A 14,618-nucleotide genomic window follows, 5' to 3' on the forward strand; every position below is an offset into this window, starting at 1 on the left:
GGCGAACGCTAATAGACCACGAAGAAAACAACGAAAGGCCAACGCCGCAGGCAAACAAACCAACAAAGCGCCAGCCCCCCAAACAAAAACCTCAAACCACCACGCCCCCCCTTCGCGGCAACAAAACCGACACAACAAACCCAACCACAACATTAGCCACCAACGCAATCAACCCGATATAAACCGGATAGCTGGCATCGCCGATATGAAGCGCAAACACCGGCTTAAGCCCTTGCGAAATGGCCATTCCTGTCCCGATCACAATCCCGACAAGCCACCCAAGAAACAACCCCGGCGTATTCAGCCGCCGCGTATACAAGGAAAACACAATAGCCGGGAAAATCTGCAAAATCCAGACCCCACCCAGCAACTGCAAATCAATCGCATACTGCGTCGGCAAAAACACAATAAACAACAGCGCGCCGAACTTCACGACCAGCGAAACGATCTTCGCAGTCGATGCCTCCGCCTCAGGCGTGATATTCGGCGAGACGAGCGGACGCCACAAATTCCGCGTGAACAGATTGGCCGCGCCAATCGACATGATCGCGGCGGGCACCAATGCGCTAATCGCAATGGCCGCGGCCGCAAAGCCGACGAACCACGACGGGAACAGCGTGTTGAACAGCGCCGGCACCATGTCGGACGCCGACTTCACATGCACGCCGGCCGCAATCGCCATATAGCCGAGCAACGCAATCAACCCCAGCAACAACGTGTACGCCGGCAGAAAAATCGCGTTCTTGCGCACCGTGTTCGCCGACGAGGACGACAATACCGCTGTCATCGTATGCGGATACATGAACGCCGCCAGTGCCGAGCCCAAAGCCAGCGATGCATAAGCGGTGAATTGCGCCGGCTTCAGAATAATCCCGGTTGCGCCGCCCTTGGCCTTGAAATACGTATCGGCTGCATCGAACACGTGCGCGTAGCCGCCGAGCTTCGCAGGAATCAGCCAGACCGCGGCGATCACGACGATGTAGATCATGATGTCCTTGACGAACGCGATCATCGCCGGCGCCCGCAAACCGCTTGCATACGTGTACAGCGCAAGAATCACGAAGGCGACGATCAGCGGCATTTCCCCGCTCACGCCGAGCCCCTTGATCACCACCTGCATACCCACCAGCTGTAGCGCGATATACGGCATCGTCGCGACGATACCCGTGATCGCAACCGCAGCAGGGAACCACTTGCCGCCGTATTCACCCTGCACGTAATCCGCTGCCGTGATGTGGTTCTTCGCGTGAGCGATCTTCCACAGCTTCGGCATCACCGCGAACACGAACGGATAGACAATGATCGTGTACGGCAACGCAAAAAAGCCATACGCCCCCACCGAATACACCAGTGCGGGCACCGCGATCACTGTATAGGCGGTATAGAAGTCGCCCCCCACGAGGAACCACGAAATCACCGTGCCGAACTGACGGCCGCCCAGGCCCCACTCGTGCAATTGCGTCAGGTCGCCCCGCTTCCAGCGCGCGGCGAAAAAACCGATCACGGTGACGAGCGCAAAGAAGGCGATAAAGACGGTCATCGCGACCGGGTTCACAGGATTGACATCGCTCATTTGACACCTCGATACACGACGTAAATCAGTAACGAGGTCAACGGAACCCACAAGAACTGATACCAGTAGAAGAACGGAAAGCCAGCGAACGAGGGACGCGTGTCGTTATAGAACGGCAACCACAGTAACGCGATGTACGGGATCAGCAGGATAAGCCATAGCCATGAACGGCCGGTGGATTGAGAGGTCTCCACACACGTCTCCTAAGTCTGTTATTGAAACCGCGCGCCGTGGCTTGTGGCCGGGCACGCGGAAAACCGGTTACCTGATATTGGACGGCAAAACCGGCGCTTGCTTTTTGCACGGCGCCAGAGCGCGGCCGCCGATACAACCCCGGCGCATCGAACGCACGCCGAAAGGCGCGACACGCTGCGGGGATGTAGTATTCGCCTTCGTGAACGTCCTCACAAGCGCGCAACTACGTAAGCCGGCTACGTACTACTACGTAGCCGTTCGCCGGCCTTTCAACGATGAAACTCAAAGCAAAGATTGTCCTGCTGGCGATCGTGCCCTTTCTGGCGGCCATCGTCAGCATTGAAACCGGCGTACGCCGGGAAGCCACGGCACTCGCCGAAACGCAGCACGCGACCACCCAGGCGGCGTATATAGCCAGCAAGGAAATCGAACTCAAGCACTACGTCGAGCTTGCGACCACGGCGATCGCCCCGCTCTACAACGCCGGCCACGACAATGCGCGCGACGATGCGATGCTGCGTACCCGCGCGCTCGACATCCTCGGGAAAATGGATTTCGGCAAGGACGGCTACTTCTTCGTCTACGACATGCACGGCCGTTCGCTAATGCATCCGCGCGAGCCCGACCTCGTCGGACGCGACCTATGGGCGCTGCGCGATCCGCAGGGCACGCCGACGATCCAGCAGTTGCTCGCCGCGGCCTCGCGAGGCGGCGGTTACGTGCGTTACGTGTGGCATCGTCCGTCGACGGGCAAGCTCGCGTCGAAACTCGGCTACGTGGTGCCGCTCGAACGCTGGGGCTGGATGATCGGCACCGGCATCTATCTCGACGATATCGACGCGACGCTCGCGCACATCGATCAGCGCGCGGCGGCCAACATCGATCGCACAATGCAATGGATCGACGGCATCGCCGTGGCCGGACTCGCCGTGATCGCATTGTGTGCACTGGTGCTCAACGTCACCGAATATCGCAGCGCGGATGCCAAACTGAAGCGGCTCGCACAACAGGTGGTCGATTCGCAGGAAAACGAACGGGCGCGGTTGTCGCGTGAATTGCACGACGGCATCAGTCAGATGATGGTCTCCGTGAAGCTGTTGCTCGAATCGGCGCTGGCACGTCTGGAACGCAGCGACGTGCGTGTGCCGGCAGCGGAAGCCGCGCTATCGACCAGCGTCGCGCGCATCGGCGATACCTTGCGTGAAGTGCGCCGCATTTCTCACGCGCTGCGTCCATCAATGCTCGATGACCTCGGCGTAGCGGCCGCACTGGAGCAACTCACGCGCGAGTTGAGCGACGAGTCGGGTATCCAGATCGGTTTCACGCAGATCCCGCACACCCACGCCGTGTCTTTGCCGGAAGCGGTCAACACCGTGCTGTTCCGCATCGCCCAGGAAGCGCTGACGAATATCGTGCGGCACGCACACGCGTCCAGCGCAGCGCTTTCGCTGGAAGTATCGAACGACGCCGTTACGCTAACGATCTCCGACAATGGGCACGGTTTCGACGTGACGCACGCACTCGTCAGTCCACGCGCAGGCGTGGGCCTGCGCAATATGCGCGAGCGGCTGGACGCACTGGGCGGCAGGCTGTCGCTCAGTTCGCAAGCCGGCCATACGATCGTGACCGCGCGCGTGCCGGTCGTTGCGTCTGCGCTTCAATCGCCAGCCGTGCCGGAGATCTGACTATGAACGGCCTGTCGCTCGCTATCGCACGTTTGATTCTGGTCGACGATCACCCACTTGTGCGCGATGGTTTGCGCGCCCGGCTCGAAGCCGTGCGCAACATCGAAATCGTCGGCGAGGCGGGCAATGCGCAAGAAGCGCTCGCACTCGCGGCCAGCCACGAACCGCACCTGGTGTTGATGGACGTCGGGATGAGCGGGATGAACGGCATCGCGCTGGCCGGCATGTTTCATGAGCGCTTCCCGGCAATACGCGTGCTGATGCTGTCCATGCACGACAATCTCGAGTACGTGACCCAGGCGGTACGCGCGGGCGCCAGCGGCTATGTGCTGAAGGACTCGCCCGCCACCGAAATCATTCAGGCGATCAGCGCGGTGCTGGAAGGCAAGACGTTCTTCAGCGCGGGGCTGGGCGCGCGATTGATTCAGGCATCGGCGACTCAATCGCCCATTGAACGGCTCACGCCACGTGAACGCGATATTCTCGATGCGCTCGCGGAAGGCCTTTCAAGCAAGCAGATCGCTCAACGCAACGACCTGTCGGTGCGCACGGTAGAAACGCATCGGCTGAATCTGAAACGCAAGCTCGATATCGAAGGCCAGGCCGAGTTGATCAAGTTCGCCGTCGAGAACCGGCGTAAAAGCCAATGAGGTTCTGAGCCACCGCTGCATAATCTCAACTGTGTAGTCGAGAATCAAAACCGTCGATCCGTCTATCCCACGCTCAAAACGCCGGAGCCCAAGACGATGAAACGCCCGATCCAACTTTCTCTGTTCAGTCTGCTGCTCTGCCTGGCTGCAATTCACGCCCACGCCGCCGACGCGCAGCGCGCCAATCGTGGTCACGACCCGTTCTTTCAGATATCCCGAGCGATCAGCGAATGTCCGGTGCCGTTAGGCCCACTCGAGACCGTGCAGGAATGGCTCGACGACAGCCATTACCGGATCGAGCGCGGCAATAGCTGCTGGGTGGAAGGCCGTTGCCGCCTGTCGAATGCGTACCTCTACGATGCGGAAATCGCCGACGCCGTCCAACGGCGTCTCACCAACATCAACCACGCGACTCATTGGCGCGAACAGTCGACGCTGTGGCTCACACTGCAACGCCGCTTCATTTACGTGCAGGGCTGCGTCGCGCCGGGCTTCGACAAACAGACGTTCTTCGCGGAACTCGCAAAGACCGCGGACGTCGATCGCGTGATCGACGACACCACAACCAATCCGCACGCAGCGTCGCTCCCCTATAAGACGCTTGCGGATCCGGACAAACCCGTGATCGATCCGGGCAACTAGATACTATGTGGGAGGGGCTGTGTCAGGCGTATCCATTTGCGTGCTCCTTCGGAGAAAACGAGTGTGCAAGCCCCGTTTTACCCCAGTCGGGCTTTCTGTCGCTGCCCTCCCACATAGCATCTGGCAAGGCCGGTCGCGTGTACGTCCTGGTCCGGATTCGGTGTCTCCCGAACCCGACTCAAACGCCGATGAAATACGCCTTCACGTTCATCTCTTCGGGCGTGGTCTGGGCATCGACTATCCCGCTGAATTCGACCGGCGCGCGCGCGTCGTGGCACGTGCAGCAGAACCCGCGCGCGGTGCGACAGACATCTTCATACAGAGATGAGCGATCACACCTAGCTCGTCCGGTCCATCCGCTCCATCATGAGCAATGTTTCATCCGCGCCCAGCGCGCAGCGCATCGCGAGCGCCATCACGATCACGCTCCATATCGACACCAGCAGAATGTCCCAGCCAAAGCCGATCACGCCGCGTCCACCGCCGATGCCGCCGAGCCACGACAGCAGCCAGATTCCGCCGAACCAGGGCAGCAGCCACGAAATGTTCTTCCAGCCAAACGCAGCGGCGGGTTTGCGCATGACAAAGTGGTAATACAGGGCGTACAGCACGAACCCGATCGCGACCATCGAGAAGAGGAAGCTATTGGTCTTCAATCCCGTCCAGTAGATCACAAGGTTGCTGCAGATGAACGCGAGCGGTGCGATAACGGATGCGCCCGTCATGCGGAACGGCCGCTTGAGTTCGGGCAGATTGCGGCGCAGCACGAGTAGCGCGATCGGGCCCAGCCCATAGGTCAGCACAGTAATGGACGTGATGTAATTCACCATCTGCTGCCATGCGGGAAACGGCAGCAGGAAAATTGCGCCGACCACCCACATCACGAGCACCGACAGCCACGGCACCTTGTTGCCATTGAGCCTCGTGAGCCATCGCGGACCTGCATCCATTTCGCCGGCGGCGAACAGGATGCGCGAACCGCCGGTGACGTACATCAGCCCTGTACCGCCCGGTGAGATGTACGCATCGATGTAGAGCAACGTCGCCATCCAGCCGAGCCCGAGGGATGCCGCGAGGCCTGCGAACGGCCCCATCTCACCCTTGAAGCTCAGATTGGCCCAGCCATGCGCCAGGTCCGCCGGCGTCAGCGCCCAGATGAACGCGACCTGAAGCATGATGTAGATCGCAGCTGCGATCAGTACCGCACCGATGACCGCGAGCGGGATATTGCGGTGAGGATTCGCCGTTTCTCCGCCGAGGTCGATGGCCGTGCGAAAGCCGAGATAACTGAAGACGATCCCGGCCGCCGGGAGAGCCGTGAACATGCCTGACAGCTTGTAGGTATCAGGCGCCGCGCTCATCACCGACCAGTGCGTGCTTGCCATCATCAGCCCGGCGATGGTGAGCACCGGCACCAGAATCTTCCACCACGTAATAGTCGAATTGACGTTGAGCAGCCATCGAACCACCATCAGGTTCAGCAGCGCCATGACTCCGAGAAGCGCGGCGCACGCGACAAAGCCGGTCGTGGTCAGCAGGCCTTCGCTGCCAGGGCGGATGAAGTACGGCAGGTAGTTGTTCGCATAGGTCACGATCGCTTCGGTTTCGACCGCCGGCACCGGCACATACGCGAGGAAGAGCAACCAGCACCAGATGCGGCCGAGGCCCTCGCCATGACTCGCATGGCTCATATGCACCAGCGCGCCGCTACGCGGAAACAGCGCAGCCAGTTCCGCAAAACACAGCGCGATCAGCATGATGATGACCGCGCCGAGAACCCAGCTTCCGATGCTTAACGGACCTGCGATTTTCGCCGCGTGGTACGCGCCGAATAGCCAGCCCGAACCGATAATGCTCGTCGTGCTGGCCAGTAAAAGTCCTACGACTCCGGCATCGCGCCGTAATTTCCCCGATAACGTCAGGCTTGAGATAGTGCTCATTCTGGCCTCCCCGCTCCTTGATTCGCCGGCGTATGTTTTCTTTTTTTTCGCGGCTGCGACGGTCGCGCTCTTCACGTTGTTCGACGCGGAAGGGTCGCGACTTCATGCATGGTTGGACAGAACCCGATGCAAGAAAATCCCTGAAATAGTTAATGACGGGACATAGGCCGCCTTGCATCGTCTGCTATCCGGTCGGGTACCCGGCAACCTTCTTTTTGCGGCAGCCAGGCCGATATTGGAAATATGTCACTTTGTGACCTATCATGGTGTTTCGACCGTCAATTTTCCACATTCTTTCGTCGATGAAAGAATGTGGCTCCGGTATGTTCAAGCGAAACCCGACCGGCACGTGTTGCGGAAATCGAAGCGTGAAATACTGCCTGATAGCGTTTTTCACGGGCCTGTTCGCGTCAGTTGCGTGTACGTCCACAGGTGCGCACATGGAACGCAGCATCGACGTCGCGATGGCTAGCCCTGTGAATCTGGATTCGCCACATGGGCCGAACGACGTTGCGCCCGGGAAGGCTGATCTGGCGCGTATCACCTATACGCCCACACGATCGAAGCACGGATCGGCGATCTCCCCCGCCTTGCTAAATAATGAAAACTACAATGGCGATCGGCGCGCACGCTTACGCGGTGACAGGTTCGAATGGCAGTGGCGCGGAAATCAGAAATGATTGTTTAACGCGACCCACTACGTCGGTCCATTGCCGACGGTAACGCCACGCTTAATGCCACTAACGTACGTGGACGGGCGACGCCCCGCGCTCAAGGACGTGCGTACGGTCGAACTGTCAGGATACTCATTCGACGGGGTCACTCTCCCGCTCAAACTCCGTTCGCGCGATACATGTCCCTTTGGGTATCGCGGTTAGAAAAGCAGGTGCATCGTAAGGTCGTTGACATTTCGTACCTGCCCCGAACGCGTCGACGCAATGACACTCAAACACATATCGGCGCTCGAATAGATGGAGTGCGAAATGAGCGAGTATCAATGCGAAATCCCGAATGTCGATCGCCGCAAATGGCTGATCGCAACATCGATTGCTGGAGGTGCTGGAGCGGTTGCCACGCTGGTGCCATTTGTCGACTCGTTCGCCCCGTCGGCCATGACCAGAGCCGCTGGCGCACCTGTTATCGCGGACATCAGCAGGCTTCAGCCCGGCGACATGATGACCATCGCGTGGCGCGGCGTGCCAGTGTTTCTCGTCAACCGGACGGAGAAAATGCTCGCCGACGTCGTGACTGCGAGCCCGATGGTGGCCGACCCCACGACACAGCACCCGTTTTCCATGCCGCTGCCGGCGTACTGCGGGAACCTGTACCGGTCTCGCGAGGATCATCGGAACATTCTCGTCGTCGTGGGTGTCTGCACGCATCTCGGCTGCACACCGCGCCCCCGGTTTCAGGAAGGCCCCCAGGCTAACCTGCCAGACAACTGGCCGGGAGGCTTCCTGTGCCCTTGCCATGGCTCCACGTACGATCTCGCCGGGCGCGTATTCAAGGACAAACCGGCACCGCAAAACCTGGATGTGCCGCGCTATATGTTTGCGTCCCCAGAGAGCGTGCTGGTTGGACAGGATGAACACGGAGAAGCCTGAGCGATTGCTTTGAATTTATCACGTTATGATATAAAATTCAGGCAGGTCTTCTCATGACCCTGTCTGGAGCTGCAAGGGCCGATACCGGACCAGAAAAATAATGTGCGGAGCCTGCGCGCGCCAACGGGGAGGACACGCTCCAGATCCAGTAAACAGGACTCCGCCATGCTGAAGACCTCTACGCAAGGAGGTTCCATCATGCTGGTCACATTCCAATCCACGGCCACACCTGACGTCGTCATGCTCAGGAACCTCGCTCAATACCTCCTTGGCCTGATTGGCAAGCGCCTGGATGCGCGCGGGGTGATCGCGCACGACGAATTGCCTCATATGATTGCCCGTCTGGAAACGGCCATTTCCGGGGAGGCGCGCGCCGAAACCGCGCTCGAAACACTCCATACCGTCCGGGGTGAGCATCGCTACGACATGAATGAAGATCGTGGCGGGGTTGCACACCGTGCGTGGCCGCTGCTCGACATGATGCGTGAGGCCCAAAAACGGGATGCCGATATTATCTGGGGCCTATAGGGGACGCTAGCGAAGGCAGATTAACGATCGCGACACCCTCCTGTTTTTCGACGCGTGCTGCTTCATGTGGCAGTTCGCCTGTACACGTGCGGCACGCTGGATGATCTCCCGGGTTTTTCCCAGTATCAGCCTTAAGTTTCGTTTAAGTCCTTCACAATACAGTCGCTCGTGCCCCAACGAATGATCGACTCGTCGTCTGGTCGTATCTTCGAGGGGGTCTGCGTGTCTTGATGCGTATATCCGTAACAGAACGCAGTTGTGAGCGTTTCCGGCAACTGGATTTCTCGGGGTGGCCTGCCAGCCTGCATCCCCTGTAGCGTGGCTGGCTTTCAGGACCCGTGCATACAGCCGGGTCCATTTTTTATCCTGCGGCGCGTGTGCTCTCGCGATTGCCATATCGCCGTCAAACATCTTCAGACTGGATCTGAAGAAGCGGGAGGATGGACTGACCGCATGTATACTCGTCGGCTATTTTGCTGCCTTGAGGTTCCCCGCTTTCGGCGGGCATCCCACTCCATGAAGATTATCTCCGCGTTTTTTCTGCTCCTCGCCTTTAGCCTCGCCTGCCACTACGCGGACGCACAGCCGCAAGACAGTTCTCCGGATGACTACGCCTATCTCAGGCGCATGCACGTTCCTGGCGTAGTCGTGAATTGCGTGGCCGCGTTCGACCGCTGGGTGAGGACCACGCCGCGCTATGACCTGTTCGTCATTTCGGAACGCCATGCGCTGAAGGCCACCATCCTGAAGGGCAAGCGGATTTCCCGTGACACGGCTCCACTGCCGGTCGACACCGTGGTGAAGACATCCGCTTTTGCCAAGGTTCGCGGCAAGTATGTGTGGATGCCCGTCAAGGCGACGTGCAATTTGTGGCACGGGCACGTGATCGGCCTTTCCGCACAGCCCGTGAATATCCACTGACCGTCATTCGTCAGGAGGCATCCGGTTGAACGCCCAGCCGAACGCCTCGATTTCCAGCTTGTGTTTTGACGCGAGCCGCGCGAGACACTGTTCCCCTTTGACTGTCAGGTGTACTTCAACCTGACGCCCGTCTGCCCTGCTCGCGCGCCGCGAGACAAGCCCGTTCGCTTCGCAGCGCGACACCAGCGCAACGGTGCCGTGCGGCGCCGCCTGAAGCCGCTCCGCCAGTTCCCCGACCGTTGCCCAGTCTCGCCCCGCGAAACCGCGCACGTGCAACATCAACTGATACTGCAACGACGTGACGCCCTCGGTATGCGTCACCTCTTCGGAGAAGCGAAGAAATCGACGCAGCTGATAGCGAAAAAGCGACATCGCTTCGAGATCTTCCTTGGCCGGCACGTCCGCTGAAACTGCAGTTTTCCTGCGCGTCGTCATGCTGTTGGTTCCCTTGCTCGAAATCGACTGGTTGATCCACCATCATACTCACGATCCTCCAGCCTGCGCGAAGCGGCGCGTGCGCACAACGACAAACCGCCCTTTCGACGCGAGCCGGATCAGTTCAACGTGCCTGAACCGACGCTTCGTTCATGGTTTCCTTCTGCCTGATTCGTTGCCTGACCTGTTGCCCGCGCGGCGCCGAAGCGGCTTGCAAACTCCTCGAAGGCTTCGATCGGCAGCGGCTTGCAAAAGAGGAAGCCTTGATACGCATGGCAGCCGGCCATCGCAAGGAAATCCCTTTGCGCTTCGTTCTCGACGCCCTCGGCGATCACGCCCAGGTCGAAGCTTCGCGCGAGCGCGACGATGGTCCTCGCGATGTCGGCGTCGTTGGGGTCGTCCAGGATGTCGCGCACGAACGACCGGTCGATCTTCAGTTGATCGAGCGGCAGACGCTTCAGGTAAGAGAGCGACGAATAGCCGATGCCGAAGTCATCCAGCGAGAACGTCACGCCGTGCGCCCGAAGCGCCCTCATTTTTTCGATGATGTCCTCGACGTTCTCGACGAGCACGCTTTCGGTCAGCTCCAGCTTCAGCCTGTCCGCCCTCGCGCCGGTTTGACAGATGACCTTCAGCACGCTCTCCACGAAGTCGGGCTCCCGAAACTGGCGCGCGCTGACGTTCACCGCAATCGACAGATGCGCCATCGATGGACGCGTCGCCCACTGCGCGAGCTGGCTGCACGCGGACGCAAGAACCATCTGTCCAATCTCGAGGATCAGGCCGGTTTCTTCCGCGAGTGAAATGAATTCGCCCGGCGGGATCAGGCCGCGCACCGGATGCATCCATCGCACGAGCGCTTCGGCGCCGGTTATATGATCGCCGTCGACGACCTGCGCCTGGTAGTGCAGCACGAACCGGTTCTCCTCGATCGCGTTGCGCAGACCCACCTCCAGTTCCGCCCGCTCCAGCACGACGGTCTGCATCGCGGGGTCGAAGAAGCACATCGCGTTGCGACCGCGCTCCTTGGATTTGTACATCGCGAGATCGGCCTGCTTGAAAAGCTCGTCGGTGGAGGTTTGTTCTCCATCGAATACCGTCACGCCGATGCTCGCGGTGCTGCGGAACTGGACACCGCTCAACTGATAGGCGCTGCCCAGCACGGCAAGAATCCGCTCGCCCGCTGCCTCGGTCTGCGCAGTCGCCACCGCCTTGTCGAAACTCAGGTTCCCCAGCACGACAACGAACTCGTCGCCGCCGACCCGGGCGACCGTGTCGCCCTCGCTCACGCTGCTCGACAGGCGATAGGCCACCTGCCGCAGGAGCATGTCGCCCTTGTCATGGCCGAGCGTATCGTTGAGCGTCTTGAAGTGATCCAGATCGATGAACATCAGCGCGCCGCAGACCTTGTCCCGGTGACTGTTCGCCATCGACTGCCGCAGCCGCTCAAGCAGCAGCGCGCGGTTGGGCAGGCGCGTGAGCGTGTCGTAGAACGCGAGTTCGCGGATTTTCTCTTCCGACTTCTTGCGCTGCGTGATGTCGTGGTGCGTGCCGACGTAATGCGTCACCGCGCCGCCCTCGCCGGTCACCGCCGAGATCGTCAGCCACTTGGGATAGATCTCGCCGTTCTTCCGGCGGCCCCAGATCTCGCCCTGCCATCCGCCCACGCGACGAATGGTTTGCCACATCTCCTTGTAGAAAGCGGCATCGTGAAGGTCCGACTTGAGCAGTCGCGGCGTGCGCCCGACGACCTCCTCCGCGGCGTATCCGGTGCATTCGGTGAACGCCGAGTTCACGCGCAGTATCGTGCTCTCGACGTCGGTGACCATCATGGCTTCCTGCGAATCGAACGCCACGGCCGCGATGCGCAGCTCCGCCTCGATCTGCTTGCGCTCCGTGATGTCGCGGCCGCTCGTGCGAAAGCCGATGAAGCCGCCCCGTGCGTTGCTGATCGGCACCCACGAAATCGACAGCCACACGTGCGAGCCATCCTTGCGCACACAACGAAACTCGAGATCGTCGCCGCGATATCCCTGCAGGCCTTTCTGGAATTCCGGCGCCACGCGCGGGATGTCGTCCGGATGAATCAGCGTGCGGGAAAAGTCCGGCATCGCCATGCATTCCTCGACCGTATAACCCGTGTAGTGCTCGACTGACGGGTTGATCCAGCGCGGCTTGCCATCCGGTCCCCACCAGATCTCCAGATTCACGGTGCAGTCCGCGATCGCGCGGAATTTCTCTTCGCTTTCGCGCAGTTCCTGCGTCATGTTCGACGCCAGACGCATCGCGCGGCCGCGTCCCGTCATCATGAGCCAGGTGAGGAGCGTCAACAGCAGGCTTAGCCCCGTGCCGGCGCAGGCGATCAACACTTCGGCGTTACGCCCGAGGCGGGAACGGAATCCATCCAACGCGCTGATCGAGAGCGTCCAGTCGTGTCCGTTGACGACCAGATATTCATGGGTGGAAATCAGTGGCGTCGTGTGCCGGTTGCCCGGATTCGGCGTTCGATAGAGCAGCGCCGCCTCCGACGGTTCCACGCCGTCGTAGATCGCGAACGCGAGCCCGTCGGGCTGTTCGCCGTAGAGACTGGCGATCACGTCGTGCATGCGAAACGACGCGTAGACCCAGCCGGTAATGTGCTTGCGACGCTGCGCGACGTCGTCCTGCGGCTCGCCGGGTGCGTAGACCGGCAGGTACATGATGAAACCCGGCCTGAGATCGGAATCCAGATCGGCCGACAGACTCACCTTGCCCGAGAGCGTCGCCATGCCGGAATCGCGCGACTTTTCGAGCGCGCGCCGGCGCACCGGATTGTCCCAGGCGTCAAAGCCGGGTGAGCTGCGCACGACACCCACATAGGGCTCGCGCTGAATGACCGGCGCGTAGTCGTCGCGACGTCCCGGAGGCTGAATCGCGTAGCCGGTGACGCCCTCCTCGCGCATTTGCGCGACGTGCGCGTCCTTGCGCGCCGCCGGCACCCATTCGACGACGCCCACGGCATGAACCCCGGTAAAGTTCACGTCGAGATTGAGCGCGTTGACATAGCGGCGGAACTGCGCACGATCGATCGTGCCGCTCGTGGCGAACAGGCTTTGCACGCCGCGCAGCATGAGTTCATACGTCGCCATCCGCTGTTCGACACGGCTGACCGCATCGCCCACCGAATATTCGAACTGGGTGCGCAGTTCGTTGCGGGTGGCTTGCCGCTCGTGATTCCAGACGATCCACGTCAGGCACAGCGACGTCGACAGGACGAGCAGCGGCAACAGGACGGAACGCGCCCTGCTCATGGTGTGGCCTGAAAGTTGACCATGGAATTGGCGAGGTCCGGCTTGAAGTACTTGTCGAAGATGCGGCGCACCGTGCCGTCGGCGCGCATCTCGTCCACGAGCGCGCGCCATTTCTCCCGTTCCGCGGGCGACAGCGCCTTGTTCGACATGATCAGACCGTGCGGCACCGACGGATCGTTGAATTCGACGATCGTCGTCACGTCGCGAATCTTTTTCTCGTCGATCACAGGGTAATCGAAGGGCTCGATAATCATGCCCTGAATGTGGCGCAGGATGAGCGCCTTATACAACGGCTCCAGCCCGCCCGCCAGGCTGACACGGTTCTCCGACGCGAGCTTGTCGACCAGCGCGTTCGCCGAGGCGCTATAGCGGAAACTGCGGATCACGCCGAGCTGCGCGTGCGGGTCGTTCTCGAAGTCCGCGACGTTGTGAATGCCGGCGTCGTTGCGGACCAGCAAATAGTATTTGTTGCTGAAGTACCACGCGAATGACGCGTAACCCCTGCGCTCGTCGTTGGCGATGCCCGAGAGACTGAAGTCGAGCGCGCCGGATTCGATCAGCTTCCAGATCCGCGCGCGCGACATCAGGCTGACCTTGATCTGGCAACCGCTCCGGCGGATCAGTTCTTCCGCGAAATCCTTGTCGATGCCGCTATCCGTATCGAGCGAATAAAGCAGGCCATGGTCGTGCAAACCGAGTGTGAAGGGACGGGAGCAATCCGGTCCAGCCGCAAAGGCACTGCCTGCCCAACATACCGCCAGTAGCACACCGCCCAGCCAGTTTCGAATCACAGCGCCTCCGCAGCGGAACGTAGCATCCGTTGAATTATTGTCCGCAACCCGACCCGACGGGGCTTCCCGCCGGCCATGCCTGACAGATTCCAGCCTCTTCAGGTTTTGTGTGCCCGTCCCGCCTCCGGCGGTGAACACCCTGGAATCAGGTAGACAAAACCTCCATACGCATTATCGGCAATAGTTCAAGGTTCCTGAGCGACGCGCATGACTTTTTTGACGGGACGTGCAGAACCCGTCTATGCGGACAGCAAGACGACAGAAACTCCGCAGGCCGCATGTCAACGGGCGATGGCCGGGGTTCCGCCGTGGTACGGAGCGCACCGCCCAGGCTCGCGAAAGCGCCTTCCCGGAATGCCGGAAC

At 60.6% G+C, this 14,618-nt stretch carries 13 protein-coding genes; 7 read left to right on the plus strand and 6 right to left on the minus strand.

Translation table 11 applies throughout. The features are described 5' to 3' along the window. Positions 1-91 precede the first annotated feature (91 nt). Together mctP and BLV45_RS09480 are read right to left on the minus strand one after the other, a co-directional pair. On the minus strand, positions 92-1,573 hold the full coding sequence (gene mctP, locus BLV45_RS09475) for a monocarboxylate uptake permease MctP (protein ID WP_090532104.1): 1,482 nt from the start codon (positions 1,571-1,573) through the stop codon (positions 92-94). Further along, on the minus strand, positions 1,570-1,767 hold the full coding sequence (locus BLV45_RS09480) for a DUF3311 domain-containing protein (RefSeq protein ID WP_090532106.1): 198 nt from the start codon (positions 1,765-1,767) through the stop codon (positions 1,570-1,572). Before BLV45_RS09480 ends, mctP begins: the two co-directional genes overlap by 4 nt. Positions 1,768-2,043: 276 nt before the next feature. On the opposite strand from BLV45_RS09480, the gene BLV45_RS09485 reads away from it, so the two are divergent. The 3 genes from BLV45_RS09485 (at position 2,044) to BLV45_RS09495 (ending at position 4,745) form a co-directional block, all read left to right on the plus strand. Further along, a complete protein-coding gene (locus tag BLV45_RS09485; RefSeq protein WP_090532108.1) occupies positions 2,044-3,453 on the plus strand; it encodes a cache domain-containing protein in 1,410 nt (469 codons plus the stop codon). 2 nt (positions 3,454-3,455) lie between these two features. Then, positions 3,456-4,103, plus strand: coding sequence for a response regulator (locus tag BLV45_RS09490; RefSeq protein ID WP_090532110.1), 648 nt, complete (start codon positions 3,456-3,458; stop codon positions 4,101-4,103). A gap of 96 nt (positions 4,104-4,199) precedes the next feature. After that, the gene (locus BLV45_RS09495; RefSeq protein ID WP_090532113.1) at positions 4,200-4,745 is read left to right on the plus strand and encodes a hypothetical protein; all 546 of its coding nucleotides are present in this window, start codon (positions 4,200-4,202) and stop codon (positions 4,743-4,745) included. A 338-nt stretch (positions 4,746-5,083) separates the two neighbouring features. Here the strand turns inward: BLV45_RS09495 and BLV45_RS09500 are convergent, their stop codons facing one another. Beyond that, entirely contained in the window at positions 5,084-6,685 is a 1,602-nt protein-coding gene (locus tag BLV45_RS09500) for an APC family permease (protein ID WP_090532115.1), read from the minus strand. A gap of 440 nt (positions 6,686-7,125) precedes the next feature. Here BLV45_RS09500 and BLV45_RS27000 point away from each other — a divergent pair, with 440 nt between their 5' ends. The 4 genes from BLV45_RS27000 (at position 7,126) to BLV45_RS09515 (ending at position 9,738) form a co-directional block, all read left to right on the plus strand. Further along, positions 7,126-7,365, plus strand: a complete 240-nt coding sequence (locus BLV45_RS27000) for a hypothetical protein (protein ID WP_143130406.1) — start codon at positions 7,126-7,128, stop codon at positions 7,363-7,365. A gap of 303 nt (positions 7,366-7,668) precedes the next feature. Continuing rightward, positions 7,669-8,289 (plus strand): ubiquinol-cytochrome c reductase iron-sulfur subunit, encoded by a 621-nt coding sequence (petA, locus tag BLV45_RS09505; RefSeq protein ID WP_090532118.1) that lies wholly within the window; start codon positions 7,669-7,671, stop codon positions 8,287-8,289. A 198-nt stretch (positions 8,290-8,487) separates the two neighbouring features. Continuing rightward, a complete protein-coding gene (locus tag BLV45_RS09510; RefSeq protein WP_090532846.1) occupies positions 8,488-8,817 on the plus strand; it encodes a DUF1840 domain-containing protein in 330 nt (109 codons plus the stop codon). 453 nt (positions 8,818-9,270) lie between these two features. Next, the gene (locus BLV45_RS09515; protein WP_143130407.1) at positions 9,271-9,738 is read left to right on the plus strand and encodes a BspC domain-containing protein; all 468 of its coding nucleotides are present in this window, start codon (positions 9,271-9,273) and stop codon (positions 9,736-9,738) included. 3 nt (positions 9,739-9,741) lie between these two features. Here BLV45_RS09515 and BLV45_RS09520 read toward each other — a convergent pair whose 3' ends face one another. The 3 genes from BLV45_RS09520 to BLV45_RS09530 form a co-directional block, all read right to left on the minus strand. After that, positions 9,742-10,173 carry a MarR family winged helix-turn-helix transcriptional regulator gene (locus BLV45_RS09520; RefSeq protein ID WP_090532122.1) on the minus strand — a complete coding sequence of 144 codons (432 nt, stop codon included), beginning with the start codon at positions 10,171-10,173 and terminating at the stop codon, positions 9,742-9,744. A gap of 119 nt (positions 10,174-10,292) precedes the next feature. Further along, a complete protein-coding gene (locus BLV45_RS09525) occupies positions 10,293-13,463 on the minus strand; it encodes a bifunctional diguanylate cyclase/phosphodiesterase (protein ID WP_090532124.1) in 3,171 nt (1,056 codons plus the stop codon). Further along, positions 13,460-14,254 carry a substrate-binding periplasmic protein gene (locus BLV45_RS09530; protein WP_090532126.1) on the minus strand — a complete coding sequence of 265 codons (795 nt, stop codon included), beginning with the start codon at positions 14,252-14,254 and terminating at the stop codon, positions 13,460-13,462. The genes BLV45_RS09525 and BLV45_RS09530 overlap by 4 nt, the downstream gene beginning before the upstream one ends. Positions 14,255-14,618: the final 364 nt, after the last annotated feature.

This window comes from Paraburkholderia sartisoli (assembly GCF_900107685.1).
Taxonomy (GTDB): domain Bacteria; phylum Pseudomonadota; class Gammaproteobacteria; order Burkholderiales; family Burkholderiaceae; genus Paraburkholderia; species Paraburkholderia sartisoli.

What these genes read in the sequence shown, in the direction of transcription:
- BLV45_RS09520 (WP_090532122.1), bottom strand. Translation starts at nt 10,173, where the DNA reads ATGACGACGCGCAGGAAAACTGCAGTTTCAGCGGACGTGCCGGCCAAG.
- BLV45_RS27000 (WP_143130406.1), top strand. Translation starts at nt 7,126, where the DNA reads ATGGAACGCAGCATCGACGTCGCGATGGCTAGCCCTGTGAATCTGGAT.
- BLV45_RS09485 (WP_090532108.1), top strand. Translation starts at nt 2,044, where the DNA reads ATGAAACTCAAAGCAAAGATTGTCCTGCTGGCGATCGTGCCCTTTCTG.
- mctP (WP_090532104.1), bottom strand. Translation starts at nt 1,573, where the DNA reads ATGAGCGATGTCAATCCTGTGAACCCGGTCGCGATGACCGTCTTTATC.
- petA (WP_090532118.1), top strand. Translation starts at nt 7,669, where the DNA reads ATGAGCGAGTATCAATGCGAAATCCCGAATGTCGATCGCCGCAAATGG.
- BLV45_RS09515 (WP_143130407.1), top strand. Translation starts at nt 9,271, where the DNA reads ATGTATACTCGTCGGCTATTTTGCTGCCTTGAGGTTCCCCGCTTTCGG.
- BLV45_RS09510 (WP_090532846.1), top strand. Translation starts at nt 8,488, where the DNA reads ATGCTGGTCACATTCCAATCCACGGCCACACCTGACGTCGTCATGCTC.
- BLV45_RS09525 (WP_090532124.1), bottom strand. Translation starts at nt 13,463, where the DNA reads ATGAGCAGGGCGCGTTCCGTCCTGTTGCCGCTGCTCGTCCTGTCGACG.
- BLV45_RS09500 (WP_090532115.1), bottom strand. Translation starts at nt 6,685, where the DNA reads ATGAGCACTATCTCAAGCCTGACGTTATCGGGGAAATTACGGCGCGAT.
- BLV45_RS09495 (WP_090532113.1), top strand. Translation starts at nt 4,200, where the DNA reads ATGAAACGCCCGATCCAACTTTCTCTGTTCAGTCTGCTGCTCTGCCTG.
- BLV45_RS09490 (WP_090532110.1), top strand. Translation starts at nt 3,456, where the DNA reads ATGAACGGCCTGTCGCTCGCTATCGCACGTTTGATTCTGGTCGACGAT.